Here is a 14,850-nt window from a genome sequence, read left to right on the forward strand (position 1 = left end):
GTCAGCCGCGCAGCTCGGCAGGGACGTCTATCCCTACTTCCTCGTAGTACTTGAGCGCCCCAGGATGCACTGGAACCGGGGCATTCTCGATGTTCTCTGGCACGACAAACTCGACCGCTGGCGCGTAGACGCCTTCGATCACGTTGACGTTCTCGAAGACAGCCTTCGTAATGTCGTAGGCTTGCTCCTCATTGAAGTTCTCGGGTACCACGAGGGCGTTCCAGGTTGCGATTGTCGGGGTGTCAACATCGACACCCGGATAGGTGCCTGCGGGGATCACGTGGTCGACGTATCCTCCGTATCCCTCGAGAATCCTCTTCCGTTCGTCGTCGCACATCGGGATAAGAACGACGTCGTCGGTGGTCGCGAGCTCCGTGATGCCGGCATGCCCCTGACCCACAACCCAGGTGCCAGCGTCTACACCGCCGCTCGTCAACCCCGTCGAGGTCTCTGCATAACCGAGTTGGCGTCGGTCGATGTCGGTCGCGGGGTCCATGCCGAGCGAGGCGAACACCTGGTTCGCAGTCGCCTCATTCCCACTCCCAATGTCGCCGACCGAGAAGCGAGAACCCGCGACGTCTGAGAAGCACTCGAGCCCGAGCCTGGACTTCGTGGCAGCGAGCGACACGGTGTGGTAGACGTTCGGGTAGAGGACGGCGAGCGTGCTTGTTCGCACCTCGCGCCCCTCAAAGTCGGCGAGGCCGTTGAAGGCCTGGTTCGCCGCGTCGCCCTGCGCGATCGCGAGCTCCGCCTGTCCGGAGCCGATGAGCTGGATGTTCTCGACCGATGCTCCAGTCGACTCGACCGACGCTGTCGTCCCCTCCACCTCATCGCTGACGATCTGGCGCAGTGCCCCGCCAATCGGATAGAACAGCCCCGCGGTCCCGCCGGTCACAATGGTGACAGCGGGGAGGCGCCCGAGCTCGCCATCGGCTGCGGCACCACCGGCGTCGCCAGGCTGGGAGCAGCCGGTGAGTGCAAGTATCGCGGCGCCTAAGAATGTCAGCGGATAGAGTCTGCGTCGTTGCATGATGTCCTCCAGGGTTCGCCGATGCGTCGTTGCATCTCGAGCCAGGCTAGGGGTGGCACCGCGTCGGGCTCCGAGTTGACGACCCAGTTTTGAGGCTGCGATGAGGAAGTGGAGATTCGGTAACGGTTGGACAGAAGGCCACGCCCCAGGCGCCGACCGCGCGTATCGTGCGACGGGAGATGGGACGCCGACGAAAGATCTGGATCGCGGTCGCGGGTATCGCGGCGCTTGCCGCAGGCGCCCTCTGGTTGCAGGGCTCGACGGCACCAGCTCCCGTGCCCGTGAGCGTCGGAACGGGCCTGCCAGGCGGGGTCTATGACGCGGTCGGGCGGAGCCTCGCTGAGCTTGCCGACGGTGACGTTCTGACGATCACCGCGGTTCCGACCGCAGCCTCAGTCGAAAACCTTTCCCGTGTACGTAGCGGAGACCTCGACGCAGGCTTCGCGCTCGCGGATGTTGCGGCGCTTGCCATGTCAAAGCCCGACCCGTCTGAGGCGGCAAACGGCTCGAGTGGCGTACAGGAACTGCGGGCGGTGGCTCGGCTATACGACAATAGCGTCCACCTCGTCGTGCGGGCCGCATCGCCTTACGATGGCCTCGAGGAGCTTGCCGGAGCCAGGGTCTCGCTCGGGGCTGAGAACTCCGGCACCGAAGTGATCGCGGAGCGGCTGCTGGAGGTTGCAGGAATCTCGGCGACCGTCGAGGGGAACCCAGCGGGTGCCGAGGGGAACCCAGAGGGCGTCGCGGCGGCCCTCAGGCTCGGACTCGGCGCCTCGGTGGCTGCTTTGGAGCGAGACGAGATTGACGCATTCTTCTGGTCGGGTGGGCTTCCCACCGACGCCATCACCAGTCTCGCTAGCCGGGTACCGATCCGGCTCCTCGACGTATCGGCGGCCGTCTCAGACCTTACGGCCAGTTATGGAGCCTTCTACGCCGAAGCGCCGATCCTTGCCGATACCTACCCGGGGGTCGCCCCGGTTCGTACCGTGAGCGTCCCAAGTCTGCTCGTCGTGGGTTCTGAGATGCCCGACGATGTGGCGGCGGCGCTCACACGCGCTGTACTCGACTCGCGAGAAGAGCTTGCACGGCTACACCCGGCAACGTACCAGCTATCTCCGCGCACCGCGGTCGCGACCTCCCCAGTGCCGCTTCATCCGGGCGCCGCCCGCTACTACCGCGAAGCTAAGCCGTTCGCCTGACCGACTGGTAGGCGAAGCACTGCCTCCGTTCCGCTCGGTGAGATCGGCGTGAGCGCGAGCGTACCGCCCTGCATCCCGAGGAGCGTAACGACAACGGAGAGACCAAGCCCAGAGCCGCTGGCAGCGGGACTCGTTGGCTCCTCGCTGCGCTCGGGTGAGCGCCAGAACGGCTCGACCGCGCGGAGCAGGTCCTCCTCGCTGAGCCCCGGCCCATTGTCACGCACGCGCAGCTCAACATCCGTGTTGCCCAAACTCCCCTCTGCGCGTTCCCTCGGACCAGCCGTCTCGCGGGCGTCGACGATCACACGACGCGCGCCGAACTTCAGTGCATTGTCGATGAGCGCGTCGAGCGCCTGGTCAAGAGTTCCTTCGAAGGCGCGCACACTGAGCTTCGAAGGCACCGCGCCAATCTCCAGGGAGCTTCCCACGCGCGAGGCGATGGGCAACCAGCCGGCGACCCGCCGTGTAATCACATCCTTGACCTCGCAGTCAACGACAGGCGGATGGTGGGAGTCGGCTCTGGCGAGCGTGATCAGGCCGTCGCAGGTTCGTGTGAGGCGATCCACCTCTTCCAGCGCGAGCGCAAGCTCCTCTGCCGCCGCTGAATCGAGTGCGCCACCCAGCCCCTCAATCCTCATTCGCAGTGCAGCGAGCGGGTTGCGTACCTGGTGCCCGGCGAACGCAACGAACGTGCGCTGCCGGCTCACTAGGCTGTGGATCCTCGTGGCCATCCGGTTGAACGAGCGACCCAGGTGGACGAGTTCAGGAGGACCGATGCCTGACGGCACGCGCGCGTGCAGGTCTCCTGATCCGAGATCCTCCGTCGCCTGTTCGAGTGTGTCGATTGGCCGGAGCACCCAACGCGCGAGTGGGGCTGCCGCTGCCGCCCCCACCCAGACGAGGGCAACGATCACGAGCAGCACAATGAGCCAATGCAGAGATATAGCCACGCGGAGCGCGCCCGTCGGCGATGCCGTGACGACCGCACCGACAACCTCGCCGCCGCTCACAACAGGCTCTGCGACGAGTTGCCGCTCCGTGGTCCACGGCCAGACCGCATCGATGCTCACGGTTCGCGTTCCCGCGAGCGCGTAGGCGACAAGCGCCGGCAGCGCGCCTCCTCCAGCGAGCTCGCGCCCGCGCAAGTCAGCGGGTGTGAGCCCCTCCCGACTCGAAGCGACGATCCCGCCCTCTCGATCAATGACAATCGCTTCGATCCCGAATAGCTCTTCGTATCGTGCGAGTTCTGCACCGATCGTGCCCGGTTCCCCCGAGACGATACTCGACTCCGCGATGCCAGCAAACCGGACGGCGTCACCTGTCCGGTCCGCGGCCATCGTCGCCGTCGCACGTTCCGCGATCGCGACCGCGAGCGGCGCAGCCAGCCCGGACACCGCAAGCACGATGAATCCGACGATAATGCCGACAATCCGCCTGCGCATGCTAGTCCGCCCCGGCCTCCGGTGTCGTGCGCGTACTGAAACGGTATCCAGACCCGCGGACGGTTTCGATGAGGTCGGGCTCGCTCAGCTTTGCCCGAAGCGAGCTCACGTGGACCTCGAGCGTCCTCCTGCCTCCAGGCCACACCGTATGCCAGACCTGCAAGAGCAAGTGGTCTCGACTGCGCACCGTCCCGGGATCGCGCATGAGCGCCGCAAGCAGATCGAACTCCCGAGGTCGCAGCTCGACGGGCTCGCCCCCATCGAGCACCGAACGGGTCGCCAGGTCGATCGTGACCGGTCCCACTGTGAGCACCGGGGCGGGTGCGAACTGTCGCCGTCGCAACACCGCTTCGATGCGCGCGCTGAGTTCATCGAGTCCGACAGGCTTCACCACGTAGTCATCGGCCCCGCGCCGCAGCCCCAGCACTCGCTCCCGTTCTTGGCTGCGGGCGGTAACCATGATGATGCCAACCTCAGACGTTGCGACCGAGGCGCGAATTTCTTCGCACAGTTCGACGCCGTCTGTATCCGGCAGTCCCAAGTCGAGAAGTACGACGTCGGGCAGTACAGTGGCGAGCGCATCCCTGGCGGCGGCGGCGGTGCTCACGCGGCTGACGCCGAACCCGCGGCTATTGAGTCCGGATGCAAGCGCGTCGGCGAGCCTGAGATCGTCTTCTACGACAAGCACCTGGATCCCGTGCGACTGCCTTGTCATTCTGGTTCAGCTCCTTGCGCTCGGCCCCGCGTGCGCTGCTTCCCTCACCGACCATAACCCGCGCAGAGGGAGGGAAGCAATCCCGCGAGCGGGTTGAATCAGCACGCGCAGCGAGGTGGCGCGGCGTAGGTATACCGCTTGCGGCTCAGGCTCGGGCTGAGACTCGCCAGGGCCGCAGAAACGACAAAGGCCGCCATGTCAGGCGGCCACTTCAATACGATACTTGCGAAATTCAACTGGAGTGGATCTGAGGGGATTCGAACCCCTGACCCCCTGCATGCCATGCAGGTGCGCTACCAACTGCGCCACAGACCCTCATGGAAGTCGGGCGAATGCTCGCCCGACAACTCCTCTATTCTACACCAGCCCGGATCGCGCGAAGCAAATCGACGCGCCCGGAACCTGGCCTGAAACCTTACTGCGGGGCGACCTCAAGCATCTCGGAGACGTCGATCACTGGGCAGTCATGCCAGAGTCGCTCGAGCTGGTAGAAGTCGCGCTCCTCGTGGTGGAAGACGTGCACCATGATGTCGCCGAAGTCGAGCAGCACCCAACGGCCGCCCTCGCGCCCCTCACGACGGATGGTGCGAACGCCGGCCTCATTGAGGTCGCGCTCGATCTCGTCTGAGATGGCCTGGACGTTTCGCTCGACGCTGCCAGACACGATCAGAAACGCATCGGCAAAGCCGAACAGCTCCCCCACTTCGAGCGCGACGGGAGCCGTTGCGCCCTTCGCGTCGGCCGCGCGAACGGCGATCTGCAGGTCGGCGAGCATGTTTCGAGCGTCTGCCACGTGTGTACCCCTCAAGGTGTTAGTTAAAGAATCCCTGGGTCGCGGCAAAAACCACAACACCAATAACGATGACGATCAGCCCGCCGCCTGACAGCGCGAGGATGAGCGGCACCTTGCTGCGGTCCTTGGTTGGCTCCGCTACGACAGGCACCTCTGGGCGACGACGCGCGCTCACCGCACTGCGGGCAGAGACCGGCATGGGTCCCGACTCCGACGTTGAAGTGATCGCGTCGGGCGTCTCGCCCGTCAGGAACGGATCGAAGTCGATTGAGTCGTGAATACCGGAGTGCCCCCCGGTCTCGCCCATCGACTTCGGCAGCTCGATCGAACCCGTCACGAAGAGCTCGCCTGTCGCGCCGAGCGGGCCAGTGAGGCCGCCGGTCTCGCCTGGGTGGGAGGGCAGGATCAGCGCGGATGCACCAGTTCCTCCCGTACTCCCCTCCTGCGCGACTGCGCGGGAGATGAGATCGTCGAAGTCGCCCGAATCGCCGGGAGCGCTAATGTTTGCCGCACGCGCGGGGTCGTCGAACACCGAGCGCCACTCCTCGGGCGGTTGGATGTCTGGGAACGAGTAGCCCGCAGTGTCTGTACCGGTGTCGCGCGAATCGTTGGCCTCGGCAGCGGCCTCGGCTGCATCAGCGGCCAGGTCGCTCGGGTCGACGGCGCTTGCGTTGAGGTCTGCGGCAACGAGGTCAGGATCAACGACGTCGACAGGCTCACCCGCATCTCCTGCTGTCACGTCAACAACGACATCGTCGACAACTACCTCGTCAACAACAACCGCATCCGCGATGACGTCGTCACTGACGGCCTCAGCCTCAACAACGACCTCCTCTGCATCAACGTCGACTGCTGCCTCGGTGTCGACAGCGGCCTCAGTGCCAGCGCCGACAACAGCTTCTGCTTCCACTGGCGTGACGACATCGTTCGAGCCGGTTGCAAAAAGGTTCGCGACCGCATCAGCGTCACCAGTCGGCGAGGTGGGCTCTGCAGCGTCAAGGAGGTCCTCGAGCGAGAAAGCCTCGGTTGGAGCGTCGACCGACTCACCCGAAGGCTGCTCCGAGGAGGCGCCGCTTGCAGGCAGGTCTTCGAAGCTCAGCGCCTCAGTCGGTGCACCGAACGAATCAAAGTGGTCCTCGACAACGGGGTCCTCAGCGGGAGCGGGAGCTTCTGCCTCTGCGGCAGGCTGCTCCGCAGCCTCGGCAGCTACCTTCGCAGCGTCGGCGGCTTCCTGCTCTGCCACGAGCGCGGCCGCGGCCGCTTCGCGGAGCTCACGGATCTCGCGCCTGGTCCGCGGGGTCCCATCGGGATTCAGCGGGTCGATCTCGATGCTCGCAAGATCGACTGCAGCTGTTCCCGACGCCGCCTCTTCCGCCGCAGCACTGGCTTCGCCGGCGTCGCTGGCCGGGACCTCTTCGATCGATTCGGCGCCCTCGCGCTCAGCCTGCTCGCGCAGGCGCATCTCGCGCCGCGTCAAGGGCCGTTCGTGGTCTTGCTCACTCATTCGTCTGTCGCTTCCTCGGAATACAAGCCGTGCTTGGCGATGTACTGCACCACCCCATCGGGCACTAGGTACCACACAGGGTAACCTCTCGACACCCGCTCCCTACAGTCCGTAGACGAGATCGAGAGCGCCGGGATCTCAAGCAAGCTTACGTTATCGTGTGAAAGGCCCGAGAGGGAGAGCTCGTGTCCGGGGCGCGACACCGCGATAAAGTGCGCGAGCTCCCAGAGCTTTTCAACGTCTTTCCAGCTGACGATCTGCTGAACCGCGTCTGCTCCAGAAATGAAGAAGAGCTCCGCGTCAGGCATGAGCCGCTTCAAATCGCGGAGCGTGTCAACTGTATAGGTTGGCCCGTCCCGGTCGACATCCACTCGGCTCACAGTGAACTGCGGGTTCGATGCCGTAGCGATGACTGTCATCAGGTAGCGGTGTTCGCTCTCCGAGACGTTGCTCTTCTGCCAGGGCTGACCGGTGGGCACGAAGACGACCTCGTCGAGGTCGAAGCTCTTCGCAACCTCGCTGGCGGCGACGAGGTGGCCGTGATGAACTGGGTCGAAGGTGCCGCCCATCACCCCCACGCGTCGCCGACTAGCCACGATTAGTGCTGCTGCGCCTCACCGTGCTCGCGGGCGTATGCCGCTGCCTTCTCTGCGTGACGGTTCGCAACGTCACGGAAGGAGAACGTCACCAGTGCGGCAACAACGAAGACGGAGAAGACAATGACGCCGTATACGGGCGCAGGCATCGGAAGCTCCGTGACGACGTGGCTTGCGCCCTCGGCTGCTGCAATCGTGGCTGCAAATGACATGAAGAGCCCTGACCTTTCGTATGGCAGAAATACTTACTACAACCCTACAGGGTTTGGCTATCGAATCTGCCCAGTGCCACGCACAACCCACTTCGTGCTTGTCAGTTCGGGCAGTCCCATAGGTCCGCGCGCGTGCATCTTCTGGGTTGAGATTCCAACCTCCGCCCCGAAGCCGAACTCGCCACCGTCGGTGAACCGAGTCGACGCATTCACCATCACGACTGCCGAATCAACCTCGGAGAGGAAGCGCTCGGCGCTCTGAAAGTCGTTCGTCACAATCGACTCCGTGTGCTTCGTCGAGAACTCGTCGATGTGGGCGATTGCTTCGTTGATTGAATCCACGACACGCACTCCCATCACAAGGTCGAGGTGCTCGGTCGCCCACGTCTCGGGAGTGGCGGGCTCGCGCACGCCCGCCGCCTGGGCGCGCTCGTCGCCATACAACACGACGCCGCGTTCCGCGAGCGCGTCGACGAGGCGTGGCAGCAGCGTGTCCGCATGCGCCGCGTGCACAAGCAGCGTCTCTGCGGAGTTGCAGACGCTCGGACGATGCGTCTTCGCGTTCACGACGATTGACTCCGCCATCGCAGCGTCCGCGCTTGCATCGACGAACACGTGAACGATGCCAGCCCCCGTCTCAATGACGGGCACTGTCGATTCGTTCACGACCGTCGCGATCAGGCCAGCACTGCCGCGCGGGATGAGCACATCAACGAAGCCCCGCGCACGCATGAGCCTCCCTGCGCCCTCGCGTCCGAACGGATCGATCGTCTGGAAAGCGTCGCCATCGATCCCGCTGCGCTGAACCGCGTCCTGGATCAGGCTGACAAGCACGCGGTTGGAATCCTCTGCGGCAGAGCCGCCGCGAAGCACTGCCCCGTTCCCGCTCTTGAGCGCGAGGGCGACGATATCAACAGTGACGTTCGGGCGCGCCTCATAGATCGCACCGACGACACCGAAAGGAACTCGCTTCTGCGCGATAGTCATCCCGTTCGCGAGCGTGCTGCCCCGAACCACCTCGCCGACAGGGTCAGGAAGCGCGATGATCTCCCTCACCGCGGCAGCAAGCCCGAGAATGCGCGCCTCGTCGAGCTTCAGCCTGTCAAGCAGACCGTCACCGATGTTGTTCGCGGTTCCCCTCGCAAGGTCGAGTTCGTTCGCGGCGATGATCTCTGGGACCGCACCCTCGAGCGCGACCGCGATCGCTTCGAGCGCGGCGTTCTTCTGCGCCGTGGTAGCAGTAGCAAGGGTGCGCGAGGCACCCTTCGCCAGGGTCAACAGGTCGACGAAGGCATCAGTGCGAGACATGACGCCATTCTAGCCCGCCGGAGCTACCGCGCTGCCGCCCCAAAGAGGGTGCCGTGATCCTCACCATCGAGAACCGCGGCAAGCAGCCGAGCCTCGGTGAGCAGCACAGCCGTTCCTGCGTCAGCAGCGAGCCTCGCAGCCTGCACCTTCGTGGCCGCGCCACCGGTCCCCCAGCCCGACTGGCTCTCGCCGATCTTCACGCCATCGAGTGGATCGCCGTACGCGACGTGTGCGATGCGCTCAGCGCCCACCATCTCGGGTGGAGCCGTGTAGAGCGCATCGATGTCAGAGAGCAGCACGAGTTGATCAGCCTCGACGAGCCGCGCGACGAGCGCCGCGAGGCGGTCGTTGTCGCCGAACCGGATCTCGTGGGTAGCGACGGTATCGTTCTCGTTGATGATCGGCACGGTGCCGAGCGCGAGCAGCCGTTCGAGGGCGCGCCTGGCGTTTCCCCTGTGCGTCGGGTTCTCCATGTCGTGCGCGGTGAGCAGCACCTGCCCGGCGACGAGGTCGTGACTGCTGAGCGCACGCTGGTACCGGTTCACAAGAATGTTCTGCCCGACAGCAGCGGCGGCCTGCTGCGTCGCGAGATCGTCAGGTCGCGCATCAATGTTCAGAAACGGGACACCGGTCGCGATCGCACCACTGGAGACGAGGATCACCTCGGCCCCGGCAGCCCGCAACCGCGCGAGCGAGTCGACGAGGGTGGGGATCTGTCCGGCGTTGTCACCGCTGACCGACGACGAGCCGACCTTCACGACGACGCGGCGCGCCGCAAGGAGCGTCGCGCCGCGCGAACCTGCGCCGCTCACTCGTCAGACTCCCACATCCCTGACTTCCGCTCCTCCTCAAGCTGTTCGCGCGCGGCTGCCTTCGCGTCCATGAGGTCGTGGTAGTCGGAACGACGCTCCTTGTTGGTGCGGCGCTGCGGCCCGTCGAGCCTGTCATCGCTGCCGCGGACGCCAACCTGCACCTCGGCGGCGCTCGTCAGCGACGGCTCCCAGTCAAAGACGACGCCCTGGCCGGGGCCGATCACCACTGTTGAGCCGGCGACTGCGCCCGCCTTCACAAGTGCGTCTTCGATGCCGAGCTTCTGCAGGCGATCTGCGAGGTAGCCGACGGCCTCATCGTTCTGGAAGTCAGTCTGCTGCACCCAGCGTTCTGGTTTCTGGCCGAGCACGCGAAAGAGCGTCCCGTACGATCCGCCCTCGGTCACAACTCGGAAACCAGCCTGACGGTCAACGGCCTTCGGCGTGAGCACGATTCGCTCGAGGCGCTCAGTTTCAGCCTCAGCCTTCGCGCGCGCATCCTCCACGATCTCCGCAAGGGCGAAGCCAAGCTCGCGGAGCCCTTCGCGTGATGCAGTAGAGATCTCGAACACCCGGTACCCCATCGCCTCGAGGTCTGGGCGAACGAACTGCGCGAGCTCACGCGCCTCAGGCACGTCGATCTTGTTGAGCGCAACGAGCTGCGGACGGTCGAGAAGCGGGACCTGCCCATCAGGAACCTCGTATGCCGCGAGTTCCTTCTTGATGATCTCAAGATCAGAGATCGGGTCGCGCCCCGGTTCGAGGGTGGCGCAGTCGAGCACGTGCAGCAGCGCGCTGCAGCGCTCGACGTGGCGGAGGAAGTCGAGGCCGAGACCCTTACCCTCGCTCGCGCCCTCGATAAGGCCAGGAACGTCAGCAACTGTGAAGCGGGTCTCCCCCGCCTCGACGACGCCGAGGTTTGGATGCAGCGTGGTGAACGGATAGTCGGCGATCTTCGGGCGGGCGGCGCTCATCGCAGCGATGAGGCTTGACTTCCCAGCCGAGGGCAAGCCAACGAGCGCGACATCGGCGATCGTCTTGAGTTCGAGCGTGACGTCACCCGCCCAGCCCTCGGTACCGAGGAGAGCAAAGCCGGGGGCCTTGCGCTTCTGGCTTGCAAGCGCATGGTTGCCGAGGCCGCCGAGGCCGCCCTCGGCAACGACAAAGCGCGTGCCGGCCTCTGTGAGGTCCGCGAGCACCTCACCCTCAGCGTCCTTGACGACAGTGCCCACCGGAACCGGCAGCACAAGCTCGGCTCCGTGCGCGCCTGCCCGGTAGTCGCCCGCACCGTACGCGCCGTTCTCAGCCGTACGATGCGGCCGGCGATGGTACTCAAGCAGGGTCGTCACCTGCGGGTCGGCGAGCAGCACGATCGTGCCGCCGTTCCCGCCTGCGCCACCGTCTGGGCCGGCGAGCGGCTTGAACTTCTCGCGCCGAACAGAGACACAGCCGTTCCCACCGCGGCCCGCCTGCAGGTGTAGTTGGACCTGGTCAACGAACGTCACCATGAGAGTTTTCCCTTCCGACCCGAAGACGCGCTCGAGTAACTACATTCTGCCCGACGAAAATCGTCAAGGCGACGCCGAATCACGTCGTGCGCGAGCGCGAGCCCGCACAATCCGGCCAGATACGACAAAAGGCGAGCCGAAGCTCGCCTATTGTCGGTACCGAACTACTTACGCAGCGGCAACGATGTTGACGACCTTGCGGCCACCCTTCGCACCGAACTCAACTGCGCCCGCTGCGAGAGCGAACAGCGTGTCGTCTCCGCCACGGCCAACGTTGACGCCGGGGTGGAAGTGGGTTCCGCGCTGACGCACGATGATCTCGCCGGCGTTCACCTGCTGACCGCCGAAGCGCTTCACGCCGAGGCGCTGTGCGTTCGAGTCGCGGCCGTTCTTGCTGGAGCCGACGCCCTTCTTGGATGCCATTGGTCTGTCTCCTTAGAGTCTAAAAAGTGTTACTTGATGCCGGTGACCTTGAGGCGCGTCAGATCCTGACGGTGCCCCTGGCGGCTCTTGTAACCGGTCTTGTTCTTGTAACGCTGGATGACAATCTTCGGTCCGCGAAGGTCGTCGAGGACCTCAGCGGTAACCTTCACCTTTGCGAGAGCCGAAGCGTCGCTCGTCACCTTGTCGCCGTCAACGAGGAGCACTGCCGGGAGTTCAATCTTTCCCTTAGCGTCTCCCGCTACACGGTTTACAGTGATGATCGAGCCAACCTCGACCTTCTCCTGCCGTCCGCTTGTGCGCACTACTGCGTAAACCACTTGGTCACCCATCTCTCGAGGATCGTCTTAAATCGTGTCGAATCGCGAACCCGTCACGATCGAAGTCATACGTGCACTTCCCGCCTCAAAAGCGAGTACGCACAACGGTCAATAATAACGCGAATAACCGCGTTCGGTCAAATGTGGGTCGGCGTGTCAGCCTGAGCCTCGCCGCGACCCTGTGTGCGGGCGTCAAGCGCGTCGAGGAGCATGCGCTCCGGATCGAGCGCGCCATTGCCCGCTGATGCGCCGGAAGCTTCGCTCGCGGCATTCGCCGCGCCCTGAGCCCCACTCTGGGACTGCGCGCGCGACGAGCGCGAACGCGACCCTCGCGTGCGGCCGCTCCGCTGCGTATCTCCATCCAACGCCGCAGCGAGCTGCGCCATCGAATCAGTGCTATCGCCGTCGCGGCGCTCCCCCGCTGGCTCCACACCCGGGCTGCCAGGAGCTGCAACTGACTCGCCAGACTCGCCCGCACTGCGAGTCGCGTGGTCAGCTGGTTTCTGATCCTGCGCCTTTGGTGCACTGGCTGGAGCTCCGGCACGCGAGCTCACGCGGCGGCTGCGCGACTTCGACGCACCGGCTGGAGGCGCATCAGGGAGCGCATCAAGCACGCTCTCAAGCACGGCCGCCGGCGCCGATTCCTCGGTAGCCTTCGCCGTCGGGATCGTCGACGCCGCCACCTGCGCGAGCATGTTCTTCGCGCCATCACTGATCGCGTGCGTCTGCGCCTTCGGCTCAGTCTGAGCCTTCCCGTTCGACGAGCCATTGCCCGACCCCGAGTGTGATCCGCCACGCTTCTGGCGCCCTGTCGACTCGCTGCGGTGGCGGTGCACAGGTTCGTGATGCACGATCACGCCGCGGCCCGCGCACACATCACAGGGCTCACTGAACGACTCAAGGAGCCCGAGACCCAGCTTCTTGCGTGTCATCTGCACGAGCCCCAAAGAGGTCACCTCGGCAACCTGGTGCTTCGTGCGGTCCCTGCCGAGGCACTCGATGAGGCGCCGCAACACGAGGTCTCGGTTCGACTCGAGCACCATGTCAATGAAGTCGATGACGATGATGCCGCCAATGTCGCGGAGTCGCAGCTGTCGCACGATCTCCTCAGCCGACTCGAGGTTATTCTTCGTGACAGTCTCTTCGAGGTTGCCGCCAGCGCCAACAAACTTTCCGGTGTTGACGTCGACAACTGTCATCGCCTCGGTCCTGTCAATCACAAGCGAACCACCCGACGGCAGCCACACCTTGCGATCCAGCGCCTTCGCGATCTGTTCGGTGACACGGAACTCGTCGAAAATGTCGCGCTCACCCTCGTAACGCTCCACGCGCTGCATCAGGTCAGGTGCGACCGCTGAGAGGTAGTTCTCAATGACTTCATGGGTCTCGGCGCCCTCGATGCGCATCCGCAGGAAATCCTCGTTGAAGACGTCTCGCACGATCTTAATCAGCATGTCGGGCTCGGAATGCAGCATGGCAGGGCCGCCGCCCTTCTTCACCCGAGCCTGGATCGACTCCCACTGACGGGTGAGGCGCTGCACGTCGTGAGTCAACTGATCTTCGGTCGCCCCCTCCGCAGCCGTGCGAACAATTACGCCAGCGCCAGTCGGCAGCACTTCCTTGAGAATCTTCTTCAGGCGTGCACGCTCAGTGTCTGGAAGCTTCCGTGAAATACCATTCATCGCGCCGCCAGGCACGTACACAAGGAAACGGCCGGGGAGCGAGATCTGGCTCGTCAGTCGGGCGCCCTTGTGGCCAACCGGATCCTTCGTGACCTGTACGAGCACCTGGTCGCCCGGCTTGAGAGCGTTCTCGATCTTCCGGGCAGTGTTTCCGCCCTCAAATTCAGACCAATCGACCTCGCCCGAGTAGAGCACCGCGTTCCGGCCGCGACCGATGTCAACGAAGGCCGCCTCCATGCTGGGAAGCACATTCTGAACGCGGCCAAGGTAGACGTTGCCGATGAGCGAAGACTCGCTCGAACGCGCAACGTAGTGCTCGACGAGCACCTTGTCCTCGAGCACACCGATCTGGATTCGATCCGGAGTGGTGCGGACAATCATCTCCCTGTCGACGGACTCGCGGCGGGCGAGGAACTCCGACTCGGTGATCACCATGCGCTTGCGTCCAGCGTCGCGGCCATCGCGACGCCGTTGCTTCTTCGCCTCAAGTCGGGTCGAGCCGCGAAGCTTCTGAGGTTCGGTCACCACCGGCGCCTGGCGCTGCTGACGACGTCCGTCTTCCTCGTCATGCTCTGCCCCACCCTGGCGGCGGCGCGAACCGCCGCGGGTGTTGCCCGAGTCCCTTCCACCGCGGTCAGAATCGCGCTCACCGCGATCCTGGTCTCGGTCCCGCTCGCCGCGATCGCGCTGGTTGCGGTCGCGAGTCTCGTTGCCCGGGAACCGGGAGTCGAGGATATCGTCGAGCTTGCGCAGCTCGTTGCGGCGCGGCATCGGCTGCACCGGCGGGACATCAGGCGCGAGGAAGATCAGGCGCGTCGTTGCGCGGAAGCGTTCCTCGGGCGACATGTCAGCGAGCGGCAGCACGAGCGGCAGCCCATCAGAGAGTGTCTTCTCTGGCGATTCGCTGCTCTCTTCCGGCGCCTCATTCGCTTCAGCAGCGCTTGACTCCTCGCTCGCCTCGCCGTCGGGTTCGTGCGTCTGTGTCGGCTCGTTCTCTACAGATGCTGCTGCCTCAACGACGGCGCCAGCCGCATCCTCGGTGTTCTCTTGTGTATTCACCATTTCTGGTGTGCTCCTTCAACCACGGCCGTGAAGCTCCGCGGAAACCAATATTGAGTGCGGTGATTCACCGCAAATCCTTGAATTCACCCACTCGACGTGAGTGTTCGGCTGATGCCGGCGGCCACCCTGGGGCAGCCAAAGACTGTACGTGGACGGTGCCGTCGTGGCGTTATCCAACGGTAATCATTATGTCACGGACACACTGAACATTGCTGGAACGCTGCTCGCG

14 protein-coding genes and 1 tRNA gene are annotated in these 14,850 nt (G+C 64.6%); 1 reads left to right on the forward strand and 14 read right to left on the reverse strand.

The genetic code is table 11. The features are described 5' to 3' along the window. Position 1: 1 nt before the first annotated feature. Positions 2 to 1,030 (reverse strand): TAXI family TRAP transporter solute-binding subunit, encoded by a 1,029-nt coding sequence (locus ACF07D_RS14465; RefSeq protein ID WP_391505375.1) that lies wholly within the window; start codon positions 1,028 to 1,030, stop codon positions 2 to 4. 179 nt (positions 1,031 to 1,209) lie between these two features. On the opposite strand from ACF07D_RS14465, the gene ACF07D_RS14470 reads away from it, so the two are divergent. Beyond that, entirely contained in the window at positions 1,210 to 2,229 is a 1,020-nt protein-coding gene (locus ACF07D_RS14470; protein ID WP_391505376.1) for a TAXI family TRAP transporter solute-binding subunit, read from the forward strand. Here the strand turns inward: ACF07D_RS14470 and ACF07D_RS14475 are convergent. From ACF07D_RS14475 to ACF07D_RS14535, 13 genes are all read right to left on the reverse strand, one after another. Beyond that, a complete protein-coding gene (locus ACF07D_RS14475; protein ID WP_391505377.1) occupies positions 2,202 to 3,671 on the reverse strand; it encodes an ATP-binding protein in 1,470 nt (489 codons plus the stop codon). The genes ACF07D_RS14470 and ACF07D_RS14475 overlap by 28 nt on opposite strands. A gap of 1 nt (position 3,672) precedes the next feature. Then, positions 3,673 to 4,386, reverse strand: a complete 714-nt coding sequence (locus tag ACF07D_RS14480) for a response regulator transcription factor (RefSeq protein WP_391505378.1) — start codon at positions 4,384 to 4,386, stop codon at positions 3,673 to 3,675. A 242-nt stretch (positions 4,387 to 4,628) separates the two neighbouring features. Next, positions 4,629 to 4,701 (reverse strand) — tRNA-Ala (locus ACF07D_RS14485). A 100-nt stretch (positions 4,702 to 4,801) separates the two neighbouring features. Then, positions 4,802 to 5,161 (reverse strand): ribosome silencing factor, encoded by a 360-nt coding sequence (gene rsfS, locus ACF07D_RS14490; protein ID WP_119279443.1) that lies wholly within the window; start codon positions 5,159 to 5,161, stop codon positions 4,802 to 4,804. Between the two features lie 37 nt (positions 5,162 to 5,198). Beyond that, positions 5,199 to 6,683, reverse strand: coding sequence for a hypothetical protein (locus ACF07D_RS14495; RefSeq protein ID WP_391505379.1), 1,485 nt, complete (start codon positions 6,681 to 6,683; stop codon positions 5,199 to 5,201). Next, the gene (gene nadD / locus ACF07D_RS14500; RefSeq protein WP_255809618.1) at positions 6,680 to 7,279 is read right to left on the reverse strand and encodes a nicotinate-nucleotide adenylyltransferase; all 600 of its coding nucleotides are present in this window, start codon (positions 7,277 to 7,279) and stop codon (positions 6,680 to 6,682) included. Before nadD ends, ACF07D_RS14495 begins: the two co-directional genes overlap by 4 nt. A 2-nt stretch (positions 7,280 to 7,281) precedes the next feature. Beyond that, the gene (locus tag ACF07D_RS14505) at positions 7,282 to 7,491 is read right to left on the reverse strand and encodes a hypothetical protein (protein ID WP_119279437.1); all 210 of its coding nucleotides are present in this window, start codon (positions 7,489 to 7,491) and stop codon (positions 7,282 to 7,284) included. 57 nt (positions 7,492 to 7,548) lie between these two features. Continuing rightward, complete coding sequence (locus ACF07D_RS14510; protein WP_391505380.1) at positions 7,549 to 8,799, reverse strand: glutamate-5-semialdehyde dehydrogenase; 1,251 nt, start codon at positions 8,797 to 8,799, stop codon at positions 7,549 to 7,551. 23 nt (positions 8,800 to 8,822) lie between these two features. Beyond that, complete coding sequence (gene proB, locus ACF07D_RS14515; RefSeq protein WP_391505381.1) at positions 8,823 to 9,611, reverse strand: glutamate 5-kinase; 789 nt, start codon at positions 9,609 to 9,611, stop codon at positions 8,823 to 8,825. Further along, entirely contained in the window at positions 9,608 to 11,116 is a 1,509-nt protein-coding gene (gene obgE / locus ACF07D_RS14520; protein ID WP_119279431.1) for a GTPase ObgE, read from the reverse strand. The genes proB and obgE overlap by 4 nt, the downstream gene beginning before the upstream one ends. 168 nt (positions 11,117 to 11,284) lie before the next feature. Further along, entirely contained in the window at positions 11,285 to 11,539 is a 255-nt protein-coding gene (gene rpmA, locus ACF07D_RS14525; RefSeq protein ID WP_119279429.1) for a 50S ribosomal protein L27, read from the reverse strand. Positions 11,540 to 11,568: 29 nt separating this feature from the next. Then, a complete protein-coding gene (gene rplU, locus ACF07D_RS14530; protein ID WP_119279627.1) occupies positions 11,569 to 11,877 on the reverse strand; it encodes a 50S ribosomal protein L21 in 309 nt (102 codons plus the stop codon). 137 nt (positions 11,878 to 12,014) lie between these two features. Continuing rightward, positions 12,015 to 14,621 (reverse strand): Rne/Rng family ribonuclease, encoded by a 2,607-nt coding sequence (locus ACF07D_RS14535; protein WP_391505382.1) that lies wholly within the window; start codon positions 14,619 to 14,621, stop codon positions 12,015 to 12,017. Between the last annotated feature and the right edge of the window lie 229 nt (positions 14,622 to 14,850).

Origin of the sequence: Leucobacter sp. NPDC015123 (assembly GCF_043080205.1) — a bacterium.
Classification (GTDB): domain Bacteria; phylum Actinomycetota; class Actinomycetes; order Actinomycetales; family Microbacteriaceae; genus Leucobacter; species Leucobacter aridicollis_A.

What these genes read in the sequence shown, in the direction of transcription:
- ACF07D_RS14465 (WP_391505375.1), bottom strand. Translation starts at nt 1,030, where the DNA reads ATGCAACGACGCAGACTCTATCCGCTGACATTCTTAGGCGCCGCGATA.
- ACF07D_RS14470 (WP_391505376.1), top strand. Translation starts at nt 1,210, where the DNA reads ATGGGACGCCGACGAAAGATCTGGATCGCGGTCGCGGGTATCGCGGCG.
- ACF07D_RS14475 (WP_391505377.1), bottom strand. Translation starts at nt 3,671, where the DNA reads ATGCGCAGGCGGATTGTCGGCATTATCGTCGGATTCATCGTGCTTGCG.
- ACF07D_RS14480 (WP_391505378.1), bottom strand. Translation starts at nt 4,386, where the DNA reads ATGACAAGGCAGTCGCACGGGATCCAGGTGCTTGTCGTAGAAGACGAT.
- rsfS (WP_119279443.1), bottom strand. Translation starts at nt 5,161, where the DNA reads ATGCTCGCCGACCTGCAGATCGCCGTTCGCGCGGCCGACGCGAAGGGC.
- ACF07D_RS14495 (WP_391505379.1), bottom strand. Translation starts at nt 6,683, where the DNA reads ATGAGTGAGCAAGACCACGAACGGCCCTTGACGCGGCGCGAGATGCGC.
- ACF07D_RS14505 (WP_119279437.1), bottom strand. Translation starts at nt 7,491, where the DNA reads ATGTCATTTGCAGCCACGATTGCAGCAGCCGAGGGCGCAAGCCACGTC.
- ACF07D_RS14510 (WP_391505380.1), bottom strand. Translation starts at nt 8,799, where the DNA reads ATGTCTCGCACTGATGCCTTCGTCGACCTGTTGACCCTGGCGAAGGGT.
- obgE (WP_119279431.1), bottom strand. Translation starts at nt 11,116, where the DNA reads ATGGTGACGTTCGTTGACCAGGTCCAACTACACCTGCAGGCGGGCCGC.
- rpmA (WP_119279429.1), bottom strand. Translation starts at nt 11,539, where the DNA reads ATGGCATCCAAGAAGGGCGTCGGCTCCAGCAAGAACGGCCGCGACTCG.
- ACF07D_RS14535 (WP_391505382.1), bottom strand. Translation starts at nt 14,621, where the DNA reads ATGGTGAATACACAAGAGAACACCGAGGATGCGGCTGGCGCCGTCGTT.